General features: G+C 63.3%; 18 protein-coding genes. 7 read left to right on the forward strand and 11 right to left on the reverse strand.

The features are described 5' to 3' along the window. Window positions 1–30 precede the first annotated feature (30 nt). Window positions 31–474 (reverse strand): cupin domain-containing protein, encoded by a 444-nt coding sequence (locus AC244_RS15685; RefSeq protein WP_053249754.1) that lies wholly within the window; start codon window positions 472–474, stop codon window positions 31–33. Continuing rightward, entirely contained in the window at window positions 474–1,244 is a 771-nt protein-coding gene (gene gloB, locus AC244_RS15690) for a hydroxyacylglutathione hydrolase (protein ID WP_053249877.1), read from the reverse strand. Before gloB ends, AC244_RS15685 begins: the two co-directional genes overlap by 1 nt. Before the next feature lie 182 nt (window positions 1,245–1,426). On the opposite strand from gloB, the gene AC244_RS15695 reads away from it, so the two are divergent. The 3 genes from AC244_RS15695 to AC244_RS15705 all read left to right on the forward strand — a co-directional run bounded on the left by AC244_RS15695 (window position 1,427) and on the right by AC244_RS15705 (window position 4,312). Then, window positions 1,427–2,191: a class I SAM-dependent methyltransferase gene (locus AC244_RS15695; RefSeq protein WP_152975970.1), complete on the forward strand. Its 765-nt coding sequence runs from the start codon at window positions 1,427–1,429 to the stop codon at window positions 2,189–2,191. 91 nt (window positions 2,192–2,282) lie between these two features. After that, window positions 2,283–3,389, forward strand: a complete 1,107-nt coding sequence (gene hisC, locus AC244_RS15700) for a histidinol-phosphate transaminase (protein ID WP_053249755.1) — start codon at window positions 2,283–2,285, stop codon at window positions 3,387–3,389. Further along, window positions 3,386–4,312 carry a prephenate/arogenate dehydrogenase family protein gene (locus tag AC244_RS15705; protein WP_053249756.1) on the forward strand — a complete coding sequence of 309 codons (927 nt, stop codon included), beginning with the start codon at window positions 3,386–3,388 and terminating at the stop codon, window positions 4,310–4,312. Before hisC ends, AC244_RS15705 begins: the two co-directional genes overlap by 4 nt. Before the next feature lie 69 nt (window positions 4,313–4,381). Here the strand turns inward: AC244_RS15705 and AC244_RS15710 are convergent, their stop codons facing one another. After that, entirely contained in the window at window positions 4,382–5,395 is a 1,014-nt protein-coding gene (locus AC244_RS15710) for a DUF2125 domain-containing protein (RefSeq protein WP_053249757.1), read from the reverse strand. Between the two features lie 192 nt (window positions 5,396–5,587). Here AC244_RS15710 and AC244_RS15715 point away from each other — a divergent pair, with 192 nt between their 5' ends. Then, window positions 5,588–6,139, forward strand: coding sequence for a gamma-glutamylcyclotransferase (locus tag AC244_RS15715; RefSeq protein WP_053249758.1), 552 nt, complete (start codon window positions 5,588–5,590; stop codon window positions 6,137–6,139). Window positions 6,140–6,144: 5 nt separating this feature from the next. Here AC244_RS15715 and AC244_RS15720 read toward each other — a convergent pair whose 3' ends face one another. From AC244_RS15720 to ftsE, 4 genes are all read right to left on the reverse strand, one after another. Further along, window positions 6,145–6,936: a lysophospholipid acyltransferase family protein gene (locus AC244_RS15720; protein ID WP_053249879.1), complete on the reverse strand. Its 792-nt coding sequence runs from the start codon at window positions 6,934–6,936 to the stop codon at window positions 6,145–6,147. A 125-nt stretch (window positions 6,937–7,061) separates the two neighbouring features. Then, window positions 7,062–7,760 carry a YdcF family protein gene (locus AC244_RS15725; RefSeq protein ID WP_053249880.1) on the reverse strand — a complete coding sequence of 233 codons (699 nt, stop codon included), beginning with the start codon at window positions 7,758–7,760 and terminating at the stop codon, window positions 7,062–7,064. A 96-nt stretch (window positions 7,761–7,856) separates the two neighbouring features. Beyond that, window positions 7,857–8,804 (reverse strand): cell division protein FtsX, encoded by a 948-nt coding sequence (locus tag AC244_RS15730; RefSeq protein WP_152975977.1) that lies wholly within the window; start codon window positions 8,802–8,804, stop codon window positions 7,857–7,859. 73 nt (window positions 8,805–8,877) lie between these two features. Next, entirely contained in the window at window positions 8,878–9,537 is a 660-nt protein-coding gene (gene ftsE / locus AC244_RS15735; protein ID WP_063934108.1) for a cell division ATP-binding protein FtsE, read from the reverse strand. A 294-nt stretch (window positions 9,538–9,831) separates the two neighbouring features. Here ftsE and AC244_RS15740 point away from each other — a divergent pair, with 294 nt between their 5' ends. From AC244_RS15740 to AC244_RS15750, 3 genes are all read left to right on the forward strand, one after another. Beyond that, entirely contained in the window at window positions 9,832–10,500 is a 669-nt protein-coding gene (locus AC244_RS15740) for a hypothetical protein (protein ID WP_053249760.1), read from the forward strand. Between the two features lie 63 nt (window positions 10,501–10,563). Further along, window positions 10,564–11,109, forward strand: a complete 546-nt coding sequence (gene hpt / locus AC244_RS15745) for a hypoxanthine phosphoribosyltransferase (protein WP_025424639.1) — start codon at window positions 10,564–10,566, stop codon at window positions 11,107–11,109. A 300-nt stretch (window positions 11,110–11,409) separates the two neighbouring features. After that, window positions 11,410–11,769 carry a response regulator gene (locus AC244_RS15750; RefSeq protein WP_025424638.1) on the forward strand — a complete coding sequence of 120 codons (360 nt, stop codon included), beginning with the start codon at window positions 11,410–11,412 and terminating at the stop codon, window positions 11,767–11,769. A gap of 161 nt (window positions 11,770–11,930) precedes the next feature. Here AC244_RS15750 and AC244_RS15755 read toward each other — a convergent pair whose 3' ends face one another. The 4 genes from AC244_RS15755 to argH form a co-directional block, all read right to left on the reverse strand. Further along, on the reverse strand, window positions 11,931–14,549 hold the full coding sequence (locus tag AC244_RS15755) for a TIGR02302 family protein (RefSeq protein ID WP_053249761.1): 2,619 nt from the start codon (window positions 14,547–14,549) through the stop codon (window positions 11,931–11,933). A gap of 154 nt (window positions 14,550–14,703) precedes the next feature. After that, window positions 14,704–15,972, reverse strand: coding sequence for a diaminopimelate decarboxylase (lysA, locus tag AC244_RS15760; protein ID WP_053249762.1), 1,269 nt, complete (start codon window positions 15,970–15,972; stop codon window positions 14,704–14,706). A gap of 15 nt (window positions 15,973–15,987) precedes the next feature. After that, entirely contained in the window at window positions 15,988–16,182 is a 195-nt protein-coding gene (gene lptM / locus AC244_RS15765) for an LPS translocon maturation chaperone LptM (RefSeq protein WP_053249763.1), read from the reverse strand. Between the two features lie 150 nt (window positions 16,183–16,332). Next, entirely contained in the window at window positions 16,333–17,736 is a 1,404-nt protein-coding gene (argH, locus tag AC244_RS15770; protein WP_053249764.1) for an argininosuccinate lyase, read from the reverse strand. Window positions 17,737–17,749: the final 13 nt, after the last annotated feature.

The following is a 17,749-nucleotide window of genomic DNA, read 5'->3' on the forward strand; positions in this document are numbered from 1 at the left end:
AAACCGCTTCGCACTTTTCCTGGAAATGCTCTATTTCTCAGGCGGCGCCCAGTCGGGGGCCGCCATCTCGAAGACGGAGAAGTCGAAGCCCGGCGCCACCGTGCAGCCGACGAGCGTCCAGTCGCCGAGCGAGACGGCGGATTGCCACCAGTTGGGCGGTACCAGCCCTTGCGGGCGCTCGCCGTCCAGAATGCCGGGACCGAGACGCAGAACCGTTGCAGGCGCCCCTTCGGCGGCAATGCTCAATTCCAGCGGCGCGCCGGCATAGTGATGCCAGATCTCGGCGGCATCGCGCACCCGATGCCAGTGCGAGCGCTCGCCGCGCTCCAGGAGATAGTAGATCGCCGTCGAGTGACCCCGCGGCCCGCCGTTGCCGTCGCGGAAGGTCTGCACATACCAGCCGCCCTCGGGATGGCGCGTCAGTCCGAGCATTTCGATGATGGTGGAGGGCGTCAGGTCTTGGTCGGTCGCCATCAGAAGTTATCCTTCCGCTTGCGGATTTCGGCAAAGACGGCCGCATCGGTCGCTCCTTCCATGCCGAGATGCGCGCGGATCTTCGCGTCGCCGGCGCGCAGGAACGGGTTCGTGCGCTTTTCCAGGCCGATCGTCGTGGGGGCAGTAAAGCCGCCATCGCAGCGGGTTTCCTCGATCTCGGCGGCACGCTCCTTCAGCGCACTATTGTCGGGATCGATCGTTACGGCGAAATGGGCGTTCGACAGCGTGTATTCGTGGCCGAAATAGACCGTGGTGTCGTCGGGCAGGGCGAGAAGCCGGCTGAGCGACCGCCACATCGTATCCGGCGTTCCCTCGAACAAGCGGCCGCAGCCGAGCGCAAACAGGGTGTCGGCTGCAAAGAGCAGCTTGTCGTCCGGAAAGTGGAAACAGATATGGCCGGCGGTGTGTCCGGGCGTTTCGATGACCTCGATCGGATGGCCGGCAAAGTCGAAGCGCTCGCCATGGCGCACGCTCCTGTCGATGGCGGGGATCTGCGCCGCTTCTGCAGCCGGCCCGATGATGGTCACGCCGAAACGATCCTTCAGGGCGACGTTGGCTGCGACGTGATCGCCATGGTGATGGGTGGTGAGGATATGGGTCAGCTTCCACCCCCGGCGCTCCAGTGCCTCCAGGATCGGCTGCTCTTCGGGCGCGTCGATCGACGCGGTGGCGCCGCTGACCGGATCGTGCAGCAGCACGCCGAAATTGTCGGTGCGGCAGAGGAAAAGGTCGAGTTCGAGTGCGGCCATGGCATGTCTTCCGATCGGCTTCTTCTGCATGATCTTTCGATCGGTATCGATCTTTGGCAAAATCATGCAGCGAGTTTAAAGCGCTACAGTGACCTTGCGCGTCATATTCGACGCACGGCACTGCAGTAACTGCTGCCGAATGTAGCGAGGCTTGCCTTGAAGTCTACCGCTTCAAGGCTAACATGTTGCGCATGCACACTGATATCGTCGATCTCCGAGAATTCTATCATTCCGAACTGGGCCGAATGGCGGAACAGTCCGTGACCATGGCGCTGTCCTCAGTCTGGGCGCGCCTGCCCGAAGAGCGGCTCGTCGGGCTCGGCTATGCCGTGCCCTATCTCGAACGCTTCCGCAAGGACACGGAGCGAACCTTCGCCTTCATGCCGGCAGGGCAGGGGGCGGTGAACTGGCCGGTTGCCGAGCTGTCCTCGACGGCGCTGGTGTTCGACGAGGAACTGCCGCTGCCCGATGCCTCGATCGACCGGGTGCTGATGGTGCATTCGCTGGAATTTGCCGAAAGCCCGCGGGAGACGATGAAGGAGATCTGGCGGGTGCTGGCGCCGGGAGGCCGGCTGGTGATCGTCGTGCCCAACCGCCGCGGTGTATGGGCGCGCATGGAGCATACGCCTTTTGGCTCCGGGCGGCCCTATTCGCGCGGTCAGTTGACGGCGCTCTTGCGCGAAACGAACTTTACACCCGGCGCTTCGGCGGAGGCGCTGTTTTTCCCGCCATCGAAGCTGAAGATGATCCTGCGCCTGCGCCGCGGCTTCGAGCGGCTTGGTCGGTCGCTCTGGCCGGTTTTTTCCGGCGTGATTGTGGTCGAGGCGCAGAAGCGGCTCTATCAGGGCCTGCCGGTTGCGGCGCGCGCATCGCGCCGCGTGTTCGTGCCGGTGCTGGCCCCGCACGGTATCCCCAGCACCCGGGAGAGACCGCGCGCTCAGTCGTGATCGCTGTTCTACCAGGGCTTGCCCACCCTCGACAAATGCCGATTGCGCCGGTATTGGCTTGGCCTCATTTCCTGCCTTGAAAGCTGATCCGATGAGCCTTGCCTCGAAGAGCCCGCAGCCGCGCCCCGGCATTCTGGACATTGCCGCCTATGTGCCCGGCAAGGAGCATGCCCCCGGTGTCGCCAAGGTTCACAAGCTCTCCTCCAACGAGACGCCGCTCGGCGCCAGCCCCAGGGCGATCGAGGCGTTTCAGGCCGCGGCCTTCAATCTGGAGCGCTATCCCGACGGCCAGGCGCAGGCGCTGCGCGCGGCGATCGGTGCCGTGCACGGGCTCAACCCGGCAAACATCCTGTGCGGCAACGGCTCGGACGAACTTCTCAGCCTCCTCTGCCACACTTATCTCGCGCCCGGCGACGAGGGCATCATCACCGAGCACGGGTTCCTGGTCTATAAGATCCAGATCATGGCCGCCGGCGGCACGCCGGTCACGGTCAAGGAGCGGAACGCCACCGTCGACGTCGATGCGATCCTTGCTGCAGTGACCGAGCGCACGAAGCTCGTGTTCATCGCCAATCCGGCGAACCCGACCGGCACCTATATCCCGGTCGACGAAGTTCGCCGCCTGCATGCGGGCCTGCCCGAGGGCGTGCTGCTCGTGCTCGATGCGGCCTATGCCGAATATGTTCGCCGCAACGATTACGTGGCCGGGCTCGAGCTGGTATCGGCCAACCGTAATGTCGTCATGACGCGAACCTTCTCGAAGATCTACGGTCTGGCTGGCCTGCGCATCGGCTGGATGTACGCGCCGCCGGAAGTGATCGACGCCGTCGATCGCGTCCGCGGGCCGTTCAATCTCAGTGCTGCGGCGATTGCGGCCGGAGCGGCCGCGGTTCGCGATCAGGCCTTCGTCGCGCGGGCGGTCGACCATAACCTCGTCTGGCTGGAGCGCGTCAGCCGCTCGCTGGAAGCGATCCGCCTCAGGGTCACGCCATCGGTGACCAACTTCGTGCTCATCCACTTCCCGGACGAGGACGGCAAGCACGCGGTCGATGCGGACGCGTTCCTGACCCGTCGCGGCTTCATTCTGCGCGCAATCGCGGCTTATGGCTTTCCCAATGCCTTGCGCATGACCATCGGCTCTCAGGAAGCCAACGAGGGTGTCATCGCGGCACTGACAGAATTCATGGGACGGAAATGATGACACAGCAGTTTGAAACGATCGCGCTTATCGGCATCGGCCTCATCGGCTCATCGATCGCCCGGGAAATCCGCGACAAGCAGCTCGCCGGCACCCTGGTGATCTCGACCCGCAGCGAAGCGACGCTTTCGCGCGCCGAAGAGCTTGGCCTTGGCGATCGCTACACGCTGTCGGCTGCCGATGCGGTGCGCGGCGCCGATCTCGTCATCGTGTCGGTGCCCGTCGGTGCATCCGGTGCGGTGGCCGCTGAAATAGCGGCTCACCTGAAGCCTGGGGCGATCGTGACCGATGTCGGCTCGACCAAGGGCTCGGTCATCGCCCAGATGGCGCCGCATCTGCCCGACACGGTTCATTTCGTGCCGGGGCATCCGATTGCCGGCACCGAGCATTCCGGCCCCGACGCCGGCTTCGTCGGCCTCTTCCGTGGCCGCTGGTGCATCCTGACGCCGCCGCCCGGCCAGGACGAGGAAGCGATCGCGCAGCTGCGACTGTTCTGGGAAACGCTCGGCTCGATGGTCGAGGAAATGGATGCCGAGCACCACGACAAGGTGCTGGCGATCGTCTCGCATCTGCCGCACATCATCGCCTACAACATCGTCGGCACGGCGGACGATCTGGAAGCGGTGACCGAATCCGAAGTCATCAAGTATTCGGCGTCGGGTTTCCGCGACTTCACCCGTCTGGCCGCTTCCGACCCAACCATGTGGCGGGACGTCTGCCTGCACAACAAGGACGCGATCCTGGAAATGCTGTCGCGGTTTTCCGAGGACCTCGCCTATCTGCAGCGGGCGATCCGCTGGGGCGACGGCGACAAGCTGTTCGACCTCTTCACCCGCACCCGCGCGATCCGTCGCTCGATCATTCAGGCGGGCCAGGACACGGCCATGCCGGACTTCGGCCGTCACGCGATGGACCAGAAGTAGGCGTTACGCAAAAAGAAAGCCCGGGGCGTGGAATGATCCATGCCCCGGGCTTTTTTATTCGCGCCTGTATCAGAGTGTCGGCAGCACGCCGATCGGGATGAAGGCGAGGAAAGCGGTGCCGTCGCGCACGTTGAGCTTCACTGTCGCCTCGTTCTTGCCGTTGGCAAGCGCCTTCAGCATGTTGGCGGTGTTGTTGACGAGGTTCGCATCGTCGGGGATCAGCGTGACCAGATTGGCCCGCCAGGCCTCGATATTGGTCATCGTCAGCGAAAACTCACCGGAGATCAGCCCCTGGTCGTTGACTGAGAACGGGCCCGACAGCTTGGCGTTCATTCCCGAGCCGAGGTCAAGCGTCATCTGGCGCAGTTCGCCCTTGCTGCCACGCAGCATGGCGGGCGTCGGGATGCCCGAGCCCATCCAGCTCGCCTTGTCGACAAAGGGGAGGTCGGCGGCGACATTGGCGGGCGGCGCGAAGCTCGCGCCGTTCTCCGGGCGAAGATCGAGCTTGTCGACGCTTACGGCCGCATCGAGGTCGTTGCCATTCCGACGCAGATGCATTTCGCCATGGCTGGCGCCGAAACCGAAGCTGCCGCCGGTCAGCGGCAGGCGCACGGTGCCGGTCAGGTTGTCATAGGTGAGCGAGCTGCGGTCGAGGCCGGAGAGCGTCGCCCTGACGCTCGCATGCAGCAGCGTCCAGTCGGCCGAGACATTGAGGTCGGGCGATACGCGCAGTTCTGCCGGACCATCGAGTTCGATGATCGCGTGGCCGGGCTGGTAGACCTGCGCTGCGGTTCGAAGCGCGCCGAAGGAGGCGGAGGCGCCGCGGCGGGTGTCGTCGAGATTGACCTTGTCGCAGAAGAGCCCGATGCGGAAGGGGAAGCCACGCACGTCCATGTTCGTGCACTCGCCGCCGAGCCCGTTTGCCCGGCCGTCTGCGAGATGGGCCGTCAGGCGTTTCTCGACCTGATCGGCCACGGCAAACCAGCCGGCCGAGTAGGCGGCACAGACGATCACGATGCCGGCGATCAGCCAGCGAAACTTCCGGCTGACCGGCGAGGGATTGGCGACTGCGGTTGCGGTCATGATAACGCGTACTCCACCAAACTCAGACCGCGGCCGCCTTTCGGGTGGCGCCGCCGATCCTGTTTATTATCTTTCATACTATGCACGGGAACGACTTGTCTCTTCCGTGCCGAGATGCTGTGCCGTAGAAAACCGACATGGCTGACCACCGATGAGCCGACGATTCGGCGATGAGCAGACAGCGCGGATTGAATGACAGTGGATATGGACGAATTTTGGGTCTTTGGCTACGGGTCGCTGATGTGGAACCCGGGCTTCCGGTTCGAGGAAAGATCGACGGCGCGAGCATTTGGCTATCGTCGATCGCTTTGCGTGCGCTCGTGGGTCCATCGCGGCACGCAGCAGCGACCAGGCCTCGTGCTGGGGCTCGATTATGGCGGCTCCTGCATCGGTACGGCGTTTCGCGTCGACAACGGCGAGAGGGCCGAGGTGGTCGACTATCTGCGCGAGCGCGAGCTTGTCACGCATGTCTACAAGGAAAAGACGATGCCGGTGCAGCTCGCCGACGGCCGGCGTGTTCCGGCGCTGACCTACGTGATCGATCGCGCCCATGTGCAATATGCCGGGGCGCTCAGTGCCCCGGAGGCGGCGGCGATCGTCGCGGTCTCGTCGGGAAAGTCGGGGGCAAACAGCGAATACGTGTTCAACACGCTTGCCCATCTCAAGGAGATGGGCATTCGCGACCATTGGCTGGAAGAAGTCGTGACGACGCTTAACGCATCGGTCGCCAGATCGAAGCCGTAGCCGATTTAGCCGCGGCCGGCGGCCTTCAATTCGTTGAGGCGCTGCCGTGCCGTCGGCGGCAGCGGCAGATGCGGGTTGTTCCTGACGGTCTCGATCAGCAACTCGTCGCTTGCTGCCTCGGTCACCTCGACCAGTCTGGCGAGGAACTCGTCGGGATCCAGACCGGCCTCGATCGGCGGCAGCACGCGCACCTTGAAATGACCGGGGAAGCGCAGGAACTTGCGGCGCGGCCAGAACAGGCCGGGATGCATGGCGACAGGCACAACAGGCACATTGAGATCGCGATAGAGCCGGGCGATGCCGTATTTGTAGTGCGGCGGTGCGCCAGGCGGCCGCCGGGTGCCTTCGGGATAGATGATCAACTCGCGGCCGGAAGCCATTTCCTGCTTGGTGCGATCCATGACTTCGGTCATGGCACGGCCACGGGCGGCCCGGTTCACCGGCACCATGCGCTGCTTCTTGATGTACCAGCCGAAGAGCGGGATCCAGGTCAGTTCGCGCTTGAGAATGAAGAACGGATCATTGAGCCAGGGCAGGAGCGCATAGACATCCCAGAACGACTGGTGCTTGGGCGCGAAGATGTAGCCGCTCTTGGGAATGTTTTCCAAGCCCTCGATCTCGAAGGTCGTGCCGACCATCTTTTCGAACAGCCAGTGATTGCTGCGCGCCCAATTCTTCGGAACGAACCACGCCGTCTTTCGCGGCACCAGAAAATAGGCCGGCGTAAAGACGATCATCTGCAGGATCAGATTGACGTAGAAGACCAGATTGAAAAGGACCGAACGCAGGACGATCATCAGCAGGCTCTCGAGAGGCGAGTTCAGGGATATCCAGCCCGTGGGCCGATGGATCGCTGCGTACACGAATAAACGCCGAAGGAAAACCGCCCGTTCTCACTTTGCTGATTGAGGCGCGCCAGCGATTATTCTTCGGCCGGCGTCGCACGCGAGGGAACGGTGCGCAAGCCGCTCGCCGGGCGGGCACCCGCCATATCGCGCACGGAGGCGACGGAATATTTGCCGAACTCCAGCAGGATCGATTTCAGCACCATCGGATTGCGTAGCCAGTTCGTCGTCTTGAGGTCCGAATTGACGACGGGATAGGCGATGAATTCGGTCTCCGGGCGGGCGCGGCGCAGCTCGAGCAGGCTTCGCGGCATGTGGTAGTTGTTGGTCACGACCAGCACGCGCTTGTAGCCTCGGTCGCTGATCCATTGGCTTGCCTCGGTCGCGTTGCCGATCGTGTCGATCGCCTCGTGACCGATGTCGACGCAGCACTTGAAGAGATCGGCCGAGCTTTGGGTGTTGCGCCGGATCTGGCTGCCGGTGGTCGCCGGGTGGACGCCCGAAATCAGCAGTCGTTTGCCGGCCCCGGACTTCAGGAGGTCGACCGCCTGATCGATGCGCTGAAAGCCGCCGGTCAAGACGACGATCGCTTCCGCCTTCGGGTTTGCCGGAGGCTGCAAGGAGGCGACGGTATCGGCGAAGTTGAGGAAGGCTGCGACAACGATCGCGAACGGCACAAGCAGAATGAAGAACGTTCGCCGGAGGATTTTGCGCAGAGGACCACGGGGTCGGCGTTCTTGCTCGGCCCCGCCTTGCCATTTTCCGCCTCCGGCCATCCCGCTCCCGCGAAGTCCTTGCGCCATCATGATTCTCTTCAGATAGCGCCAGATTGCGGCAAGGAATAGATCGAATAAAGGCGAAACATCTGGGCGTCAGCTTTGGTAGGTATCCGTACGTCCGGGGTCGGAGCGGATCAGGTCGATCTCGTAGATCGTGCGCGTTACCGTGAGCCGCGCCGTCAGCGTCGTCAACACCGCAATGACGATCATGATGGCGATAATGCCGAGATAGCCACTGTAGCCGATGGTGAATGTGCCGAAGAGGGCGGTCGCCTGGTCGGTTTCCGGCGTCGCCAATGTGCGGGATTGCCAGTAGCCTGCAAGCGCAAAGAAGATTGCGGCGAGCAGGCCGCCGGCGCCGGCCCCCTTGAGGCTTATTCTCAGGAAGTGCTTCTGGAACTCCGATGCCACGAAGCCTGCCTCGGCGCCGACGAAGTGCAGCACTTCGACGATATGGCGGTTTCCAGACAGTGCACCGCGCGTGGCGAAGATGACGGTCAGCACCATGGTCGAGAACACGAGGACGAGCACGCCCGTGCCGATCATCGCCGTCGTGTTGGCCATCGCCACCAGGCGGTCGACCCAGGTGCGGTGATCGTCGAGGAAGGCCTGCGGGATGATCTCGGTCAGCGCCTTGCGCATGGCGGCGAAATCGGGCGGATTGTTTTCGTCGATGGTGATGATGACGAGGCGGGGAACCGGCAACTCGTCGAGATCGAGGCCCTCGCCGAGCCAGGGTTCGAGCAGGCGGGCGGTTGCTTCGCGGTCGACGATCTTGCCAACGGTCGCACCGCTGAAGGTCAAAGCCAGGTCGCGCGCGTCGGCGAGCGCCTTTTCCATGTCGAGATTGTCGTCCGGCTTGATCTGGATGGTGATCTCGCGGGAAATCTGGCTCTGCCAGCTTTGCGCGGTGGCGCGCACCATGCTGACGCCGCCAAGCGTAAGGCAGGCAAGAAACGACATGATGGCGATCACGCACATCAGCGCGTGGCCGGACACGTTTGTTGCCGGCACGATCGGCCCCATCGGCCGCACGCGCATCTCCGTCCGGCGCGGCTGCTGCTGCGGTTCCGGTTGCTGCTCCGGCACCTCGTGGGTGCGTTTGGTGCGGCCCTCACTCATAGATATCGAGCCGCCCTTGCGAAAGGATCATGCGCCGCGCCTCGACCTGATCCATCAAGGACAGATCGTGGGTGGCGATGACGACGGCGGTTCCGAGCCGGTTGAGCTCGAGGAAGAGGTTCAGGAGGCGCCGGGCCATCGGCGGGTCGACGTTGCCGGTCGGCTCGTCCGCGAGCAGGATTTCGGGGCGGTCGATCAGGGCGCGGGCGATTGCCGCGCGCTGCTTCTCACCGCCGGAGAGCACCGGCGGCAGCACGTTGATGCGCTCGCCAAGTCCGACCCATTTCAACAGTTCGAGCACGTCGGCGCGGTAGCTCGATTCGTCCTTGCCACGCACGCGCAGCGGAAGGGCTACGTTTTCGTAGGTCGTCAGATGGTCGAGCAGGCGGAAATCCTGGAAAACGATGCCGACGCGTCGGCGCAGCATCGGGAACTCTTCGCGCGGGATCGACGAAATGTTGCGGTCGAACATGCGGATCAGGCCGCGCGTCGGTTGCAAGGAGAGGAAGAGCAGGCGCAAGAGCGTCGTCTTGCCGGCACCCGAAGGTCCGGTCAGGAACTGGAACGACCGACGCGGAATATCGAAGGTCAGGTCCCGGAGAATTTCCGGCCCCATACCATAACGCAGTCCGACGTTCTCAAAATGAATCAAAGGTAGCCCAGTCTCTCTCACGACCCGTCCAGCTCTGCTTGGGGGCTGTCCATCTGCGCATAGGACGACAAGCACCGAAAGGCAAAACCGCCAGCGGAACCATGGTTAAGCAGCGGTTAATTTTTCATGAAAAGACGCCGCTTTCACGGCCTCTTTCCGAAGCATTAACCATTTCGGTTTACGTGTCGGAAAGATTTGATGCAATGCCCTGATTCTTGCACCGCCCGGGATCGGCGCATTGCCCGATGGTTTCGCATGGACGGCAGGTCCGCCCGCGATCCAGGAGGAAAGGCGATGCAGGCGTTCCGCACGAAATCGGCTGGAGCCGCGGCCTATGCCGATCTGCTGCCACCGGACCGGGTTGCGCGCGAAGGCGCAGCCGCAACGCGCCGCGTCGACTATGTCGATGCCGAGTTCGAGACCGTTTCGGCGACGGCCCGCCGCAATCCCTATCCTGTTTTCAACGACAATCAGAAGCAAACCAGACGCCATGGCCCGACCCTGACGGTCGTTCGCGACGAGCAGTCCCCGCTGAGGCGCCTGCTGTCCTTCGCCGAGACACGGTTACGCGCCATGCCGGCGCGCCAGTTCGCCGGGCTGGTCGCAGGCTTCGCCATTGCGGCTTTTGCGGGCATTATCGCTCTTTCGACCGGCGACGGGCTCGAGAACGAGCCGCTGGCGATCACCGACGTGACTGCGTCGCTCGATTACTCCGGCGGCATGCGGGTGCTTTCGGTTTACGGCTCCATCGACAATTCCTCCTCCGCGCTCCAGCGCCTGCCGTTGGTCGTGGTGGATGTGGTCAGCAATGGCCGCAAGGTTACGGCGACGCGATTGATGCCGGAGGGTGCTGCAATCGCGCCCGGCGAGAGCCGCCGCTTCGTCACCAGGCTCCCATATGCAGGTGGAAAAATGCCCGAGGTGAAGGTTTCCTTCGCCGAAAACGGTGTCTCCGTGCGCTGATTGTGCTAAGCGGGCGCGAAAGGGAAGGCGTTTGTCTTCCGGATGAAACGCTGGAGAAGCCGCATGCCCGTCGTTCGCGGAAAGAATATCGAGCCCCTTTATACGGCAGAAACGATCGCCGCACGCAACACCGAGCTCGCTGACATGATCGTAGAAGGTCCCCACAAGGACCTGCTGGTAATCGCGGTGTTGAAGGGCTCGTTCATCTTTGCCGCCGACCTGATCCGCGCCATGCACAATACCGGCCTTGCACCGGAAGTCGAGTTCATCACGCTGTCGAGCTACGGGCTCGGCACGGTCTCCCAGGGCGTGAAGATCATCAAGGACATCGATAGCGACGTGCACGGCCGCGATGTGCTCCTGATCGACGATATCCTGGAATCCGGGCGCACCCTGCGCTTTGCCAAGGAACTGATGTACGAGCGCGGTGCGCGTAACGTTACCATCGCCGTGCTGCTCGACAAGCGCGTCAAGCGCAAGGTCGAGCTTGAGGCGGACTATGTCGGCTTCGAATGCCCCGATCATTTCGTCGTTGGTTACGGCATGGACGTGGCCTATGCGTTCCGCGAATTGCCCTTCGTCGGCGTTGTCACCGGCGACGCCGAGTAAAAGCGAAAATACGCAGCGCTGCGGCATTTGAGATCGCGGCGCTGTAACGCCTACCCGGTGCGTTCAGCGCACGCAGCAGGGCCTGCTCAATCCGGTATTCCGAAATCCAGCCGCCCGGCGTTTACCGAACACAAAGAAAAAGCTGGTTGTTTGAGGTCGTGTCGTGCGTCGTCCCCTTAAGGGCGCCGCGTGCCGCTGCGGCCTACCGCCACATTTCTCGTGAGCGTTGCCGTATCCATTGGAATGGGCCGGTCTCTTCGCGATAGAGCCGTGCCGTCGCAGCGAACGCGGGAGGCCATGATGGCGAAGATCCTGATTACCGAGGACGAGGATGCATTGCGTTCCTTCGTCGCGCGGGCCTTGAGGCTCGATGGACATGAGACCGTGGAGGCTGGAGACGGCGCAGACGGACTTGCCTGCCTGCAAACCGAGAATTTCGACCTGCTGCTGTCAGATATCCGCATGCCCGTCATGGACGGCATCGAGCTGACGCATCAGGCGTCCGCCGCTTTTCCGGCGATGAAGATCCTGCTGATGACCGGTTACGCCGAGCAGCGTGAGCGTGCAGACGATCTCGCCGACAAGATCGTCGACGTCATCTCCAAACCCTTTTCCCTGCCTGATATCCGCAAGGCCGTGGCACTGGCGCTTGCCGCCTGAAATCTGCCCCGTCGCAAGACGGCGCTTCACGGCAACTTTTTGCCGAAGAGGGAGCCCTAACGCTCTGCCGATCTGACAATTGATTACGCCCTTGGAGCATTTCTGCTCCAAGGGCGTTGTCTTTACCGGTTTTTCTTCCGGTTCTTTTTGCAGGTTGCGCCTCAGCGCATGTCGAGCAGCCGCTCGAGATATTGGCGCTCGGCTTCCGGCGACAGAGTGTTGCCGAGCCGGCGACGGATCTCGTCGAGGATCTCGCGGGCGCGCTGGGTATCGATTTCATCCGGCACCTTGACCTGGTCGCCGAAATCCGGACCGGCATTCTGCTGGCGCCGGCCGAGCGGATCGCGGCCATTCTGGCCATATTGCGGAATGCCCTGGCCAGGCCCCTGACCCTGGGCCTGCATCTGGTTCATCATGTCCTGGGCGCCTTCGCGCAGTGCCTGCAGTGCGCGGCCCTGGCTGCCGACGGCCGGCTCGCCCTGGCCCTTGCCGAGCGATCCGGAGGCGCCTTCCATTTCGCGCTTGGCGTCGCCGAACCCCTTGCCGGGCTTGATGCCCAGGCTTTCCAAGCCCTTCCGCAACTCGCTGAGTTGTTTGCCCAGCGCATCCTGCTGCTGCTTCAGCTGCTTCAGCGCGTCCTTCAGCTGCTCGGCGGTCATGTCGTCAAGCGGGTTGGGCTCACCGTCCTCATCGCCGCGCTGACCGGGGTCCTGCGGCATTTCCTGACCGTAAAGCTCGTTGTCTTCGCCCTGCAACGGATCGCCGCGCTGCATGCGGTCGCGCTGCGCCTGGTCGAGCTTGAACGTCTCGTCCATCAGCCTTTGCTGTTCCTGCATCAGCTGGCCGAGCTTGTCCATCTGCTCGCGCATGGCGTTGTTCTGTTCGCCCATCTGCTGCTGGCCGCGGTTGGCCTGCAGGTTGTTCATCAGCCGTTGGAGCTCGGACAGCATCTGCCGGGCCTGGTCGCGTGCGCCCGATCGCGCCAGGTTCTCGATCTGGTTCATCATCTTCTCCAGATCCTGCGGGCGCAGCACATTGTTCTGATCCGGATTGGCGGCCAAGCGCGGGTTTTTCGCGGCCTCCTTGGCGAGCGCCTGCATGTATTCCTGCATGGCTTCGCGCAGTTCCTTCATCAGTTTGGCGATCTCCTCATCGGGCGCATTGCGCTCAAGCGCGTCCGACAACGCCTGCTGCGCGTCGCGCAGGCGGCGATCGGCCAGCGACAGATCGCCATCTTCGATGCCAAGCGCGATCTCCCAAAGGTGTTTTGCGGCATCGCGCAGCATGTCTTCGTTATGCGCCAGCGCCATGCGTGAGCGCGCCGACTTCAAGAGCAGGAAGTGGGTGAGGTTGGGGATCGTCTCCTCGGCGAAGCTGGTGATCGCATCGTTGAGGTCGATCGCCCGGAGCAGGTCGTTGGCGTTGAGCGCGAAGACCTGGCGCTGTTCGGCGACGGAGCCAGCCAAGGGATTGAAGAACTGGCGTGCTGGCAGGATCATGTCCTGCGGCACGCTTCGGCCCTCCTGGCCGGCAGCATCACGAGCGACGAGCGTGACGCGAACGCGCTTGCCGGCGAGCGGATGTTCACTGAGGTTGCGGCTGGTCGTGCCCTTGGCCTCGCGGGCATTGCGGCGCGGCAGGTCGAGCCGGTATTCGGGAAGCGGATAGAGCGGCCGTGCGTCCTTCACAGGCTCGTCCAGCGGCTTGATCTCAGCCCATGCCTGAGCGATGCCGTAATCGTCGGTTGCCAGGAAGGCGATGTCCAGCGACGCATTGGGGGTGGGCTTCGGCAGGCCGTCGAAGGCGATCTGCGGCACGCTGTCTGGGGTGATCTTGAACGTCCACCTCTGGTCGCCTACAGATAGTTCGCCGCCCTTGACAATCTTGTAGGCGTGATTGCGCACGGCATTATCGGGCGCCTTTTGGACGGCCGGTTCCGCTGACGCAGTCTTTTCGTCGTGTTTTTCCCCGGCGGTCGGGATGATGATCGGCTCTGCCGCTCCGTCTTCCGCATAGCGGACGGTTTCTTCCGTGCCGGCGCCGGTGACGCGCACGGTCAGATCACTGAACTGCGGAATGGTGATTGCCGCTGTTTCATCAGATGGGGATGCGACGCCCTGGCGACCGGTGAGGAAGACGGGTGCGCGTCCGGTATAGGCGGGCGGCGTCACCCAGGCATCAACCCGGATATCGGCGACTTCGCTTGCAGCCTGCGGCAGATGGAACACGTCGGAGAGCAGCCCCGCCCGATTGGAATAGGAATAGGCGAAAGCGACGCAGGCGATCAGAACCGGCAGCGCGCGAAGCGCGAAGGGGTCGTGGCGGGCAATGTCGGGACGCGGCAGGCCGGTGTCGAGCGCGCGGATCGTCCGCGCCATGCGCGTCTGATGTTCGCGCCACAGCGCCTCGCCGAAGGCACCGCCGGTTGCCGGCATATCGTCTTGGACGCGGATCGCCTGGTGGGGAAGATCGTTGCGTTCCTCCAACATGCGGTCTGCGTCGACATTCCCAGGCAATCTTAACCGGGTCAGCGGAATGAGCGAGGCGATGAAGGCGACGAGAAAGCCCAGAAGCAGGACGGCATGCAGCCAAAGTGGGGCAATGCGGAACAGACCGAGCCAGGCGGCGGATAGAAACAGGAGGGCGATCGACGCGGGAACGAGGGCGCACGGCAAGACCTGCTCGGCGATCAACACCGCCCGCGCGACAAATCTCTTCAGTGCCAGTGTTCTGGCAAATGACTTCGGTTGTGGCGTTTCATCCTGCCGGAATTGCGTCATCCGCCCAAGTTCCCTTTCGGTCGCTCATGACCGCTCGTGACCGACCTTTTGAAGGATCAGGATAACACCGTTTGTGGCGAAGACGAGGGCGACAACAAAATCGTGATCGCCCGCACGGGCGATCCACAGATCATCGTCCGATCCGGGAGGTCGCTCAGTCGAGCCAGTCCGGGACGGAATCGAGCCCGATCAGGTCGTCGTAGCTCTGGCGTGGCCTGATCACATGGAAACGATCGCCCTTGACCAGGACTTCCGGGATCAGCAGTCGGCTGTTGTAGGTGCTGGCCTGGACTGCGCCATAGGCGCCGGCAGAACTGATGGCGAAGAGATCGCCCGGCTTCGGCATCGCCATCTCGCGATCGAGCGCCAGGTAGTCGCCGGTCTCGCAGACGGGACCGACGACATCGGCCTTGATGCGGGGCGCATTGGCGGCGGAGATGCGGACCGGCCTGATCTCGTGATAGGCCTCGTAGAGCGTCGGGCGGATCAGATCGTTCATGGCGCCATCGACGATGACGAAGGTCTTGTCACCGCCATCCTTGACGTAGATGACCTCGGTCACCAGGATGCCGGCGTTGCCGACGATCAGCCGGCCCGGCTCGGTGACGATCTTGCAGCCGAGCGACTGCAGCTGGCTCTTGACGATTTCGGCATAGGCGTCGGGCAAGGGCGGCGGATTGTTGTCTTCCTTATAGGGAATGCCAAGGCCGCCGCCGATATCGACGTGATCGATCGCATGGCCGTCGCTGCGCAGCGTGTCGACCAGCTCGCGCAGCAGCTTGAAGGCGTCGTCGAAGGGCTGCAGCTCGGTGATCTGGCTGCCGATATGCATATCGATGCCGGTGACCTCAATGCCCGGCAGCGTTGCGGCATGGGCGTAGACGGCGCGGGCGCGCTCCCAGGAGATGCCGAACTTGTTTTCTTTCTTGCCGGTCGAGATCTTCGAATGGGTGCGGGCGTCGACATCCGGGTTGATGCGGAAGGAGACGTGGGCACGCTTGCCGGCGCGAACGGCGCGCTGGTTCAAGACCTCGAGTTCCGGTTCGGATTCGACGTTGAAGCAGTAGATGCCGGCCTCGAGCGCGAGGTCCATTTCCTGCGGGGTCTTGCCGACGCCCGAAAACATGATGCGGCTTGCCGGAATACCGGCGGCCAACGCGCGGCGCAGCTCGCCGCCCGAAACGACGTCGACGCCGGCGCCAAGGCGCGCGAGTGTCTTCAGCACCGCCTGGTTCGAATTGGCCTTCATGGCGTAGCAGACCATCGCGTCGACGTCGGCAAAGGCCTTGGAGAAGACCTTGTAGTGCCGCTCGAGCGTTGCCGTCGAATAGCAGTAGAAGGGTGTTCCGACGGCACGGGCGATGTCAGTCACCGGCACGTCTTCGGCGTAGAGGATTCCGTCGCGGTATTCGAAATGGTTCACGGGGCGTGGCTCGGCTTAGAGGAGGGGATCGAGCAGGAAGCGGCGGTCGTCCACCTGTTCTTTCTGTTCGACGGTTCCGGCGGGGGTCAAGGTGTTGATCGGTGCCGTCGAGCCGGGTCGGTCGAGGTCGCCCTTGCGTCCGCAACCAACAAGAACCAGCCCGGGGATCGCCAGAAGAAGCGCAAGCCGGGCCGCCTTCGTGAATGTCATCGTGATTTTCCTTCGCGGAGACTGATGCTGGTGCGATGTCTTATCGATTTTTCCGGCGCTTGTGCACCCTTAATCTGCGACGCGTTTCAGAGCCTTGTGCCTATGCCTGCCGTCGGCCCGAAGCCGCTGAACGGTTTCGGGCGACAGGGATCAGTTGCGGGCGCGCCACCAGGCGATCTGCTTGCGAACCTCGTTCGGAGCGGTGCCGCCGAAGGAGGTACGGCTGGCGACCGAGGCCTCGACCGTCAGCACGTCGAAGACCTTGGCGGTGATCGAAGGATGGATCGACTGCAGGTCTTCAAGCGAGAGATCGGCGAGATCGCAGGTCTTCTGCTCGGCAAGGGCGACGGCGCGGCCAGTGACATGGTGGGCATCGCGGAAGGGCAGGCCCGCCTCGCGCACCAGCCAGTCGGCAAGGTCGGTCGCGGTCGAATAGCCGGAGCCGGCAGCCGCCTTCATCCGGTCGGCGCGGATGGTCATATCGCGCACCATGCCGGTCATCGCCGCAACGGCGAGCTCGAGGCTTTCGGCCGCGTCGAAGACCTGCTCCTTGTCTTCCTGCATATCCTTGGAATAGGCGAGCGGCAGGCCCTTCATGACGGTCAGAAGCGCGATCAGCGAGCCGTTGATGCGGCCGGTCTTGGCGCGCACCAACTCGGCGGCGTCCGGATTCTTCTTCTGCGGCATGATCGAGGAGCCGGTCGAAAACGCGTCGGAGAGACGGATGAAGCCGAACTGCGGCGTCGACCAGATGACGATCTCTTCGGCAAGGCGCGACATGTGCGTGGCGGCGATTGCTGCAATCGACAGGAATTCGAGCGCGAAGTCGCGGTCCGAAACCGTGTCGATCGAGTTGCGGGTGGGGCCGGCAAAGCCGAGCGCGCTGGCGGTCATGTGTCGATCGATCGGGAAGCCGGTGCCGGCAAGGGCGGCCGCGCCGATCGGGCTTTCGTCCATGTGCTCGATGGCGTGGCGCACGCGCGAGCGGTCGCGGCCGAACATTTCGACATAGGCCATGCAGTGGTGGCCGAAGGTCACGGGCTGGGCCGTCTGCAGATGGGTGAAGCCCGGCATGACGGTCTCGGCATGTTCCTCGGCGCGGTCGAGGAAGGCGGCGATCAGGCCGGTCAGGGCCGTCTCGGTCCTCTGCAGCTCTTCCTTGACCCAGAGGCGGAAATCGAGCGCCACCTGGTCGTTGCGCGAACGGGCAGTGTGCAGCCGGCCGGCCGCCGGGCCGATCAGGGTCGCAAGCCGGGCCTCGATGTTCATGTGGATGTCTTCGAGGCGACGGGAGTACTCGAACTCACCGCTTTCGATCTCTGACAGGATCGTGTTCAGACCGTGAACGATCTTGTCTTTGTCCTCGGCGGAAATGATGCCTTGATGCGAAAGCATGGTCGCATGCGCTATTGAGCCGCGGATGTCCTGAGCATAGAGCTTCTTGTCGAAGCCGATCGAGGCATTTATCTCCTCCATGATCGCATCCGGACCCGAGGCGAAACGACCGCCCCACATCTGGTTGGAGGATTTCGTCTCGGAATTGCTGTCAGCCATGAAGAATGCCCGC

Source organism: Ensifer adhaerens (assembly GCF_001270265.1).
Taxonomy (GTDB): domain Bacteria; phylum Pseudomonadota; class Alphaproteobacteria; order Rhizobiales; family Rhizobiaceae; genus Ensifer; species Ensifer adhaerens_B.

Coding starts and splice junctions, on each gene's coding strand:
- AC244_RS15685 (WP_053249754.1), bottom strand. CDS start 474: ATGGCGACCGACCAAGACCTGACGCCCTCCACCATCATCGAAATGCTC.
- gloB (WP_053249877.1), bottom strand. CDS start 1,244: ATGGCCGCACTCGAACTCGACCTTTTCCTCTGCCGCACCGACAATTTC.
- AC244_RS15695 (WP_152975970.1), top strand. CDS start 1,427: ATGTTGCGCATGCACACTGATATCGTCGATCTCCGAGAATTCTATCAT.
- hisC (WP_053249755.1), top strand. CDS start 2,283: ATGAGCCTTGCCTCGAAGAGCCCGCAGCCGCGCCCCGGCATTCTGGAC.
- AC244_RS15705 (WP_053249756.1), top strand. CDS start 3,386: ATGATGACACAGCAGTTTGAAACGATCGCGCTTATCGGCATCGGCCTC.
- AC244_RS15710 (WP_053249757.1), bottom strand. CDS start 5,395: ATGACCGCAACCGCAGTCGCCAATCCCTCGCCGGTCAGCCGGAAGTTT.
- AC244_RS15715 (WP_053249758.1), top strand. CDS start 5,588: ATGACAGTGGATATGGACGAATTTTGGGTCTTTGGCTACGGGTCGCTG.
- AC244_RS15720 (WP_053249879.1), bottom strand. CDS start 6,936: ATGATCGTCCTGCGTTCGGTCCTTTTCAATCTGGTCTTCTACGTCAAT.
- AC244_RS15725 (WP_053249880.1), bottom strand. CDS start 7,760: ATGGCCGGAGGCGGAAAATGGCAAGGCGGGGCCGAGCAAGAACGCCGA.
- AC244_RS15730 (WP_152975977.1), bottom strand. CDS start 8,804: ATGCGCGTGCGGCCGATGGGGCCGATCGTGCCGGCAACAAACGTGTCC.
- AC244_RS15740 (WP_053249760.1), top strand. CDS start 9,832: ATGCAGGCGTTCCGCACGAAATCGGCTGGAGCCGCGGCCTATGCCGAT.
- hpt (WP_025424639.1), top strand. CDS start 10,564: ATGCCCGTCGTTCGCGGAAAGAATATCGAGCCCCTTTATACGGCAGAA.
- AC244_RS15750 (WP_025424638.1), top strand. CDS start 11,410: ATGGCGAAGATCCTGATTACCGAGGACGAGGATGCATTGCGTTCCTTC.
- AC244_RS15755 (WP_053249761.1), bottom strand. CDS start 14,549: ATGACGCAATTCCGGCAGGATGAAACGCCACAACCGAAGTCATTTGCC.
- lptM (WP_053249763.1), bottom strand. CDS start 16,182: ATGACATTCACGAAGGCGGCCCGGCTTGCGCTTCTTCTGGCGATCCCC.
- argH (WP_053249764.1), bottom strand. CDS start 17,736: ATGGCTGACAGCAATTCCGAGACGAAATCCTCCAACCAGATGTGGGGC.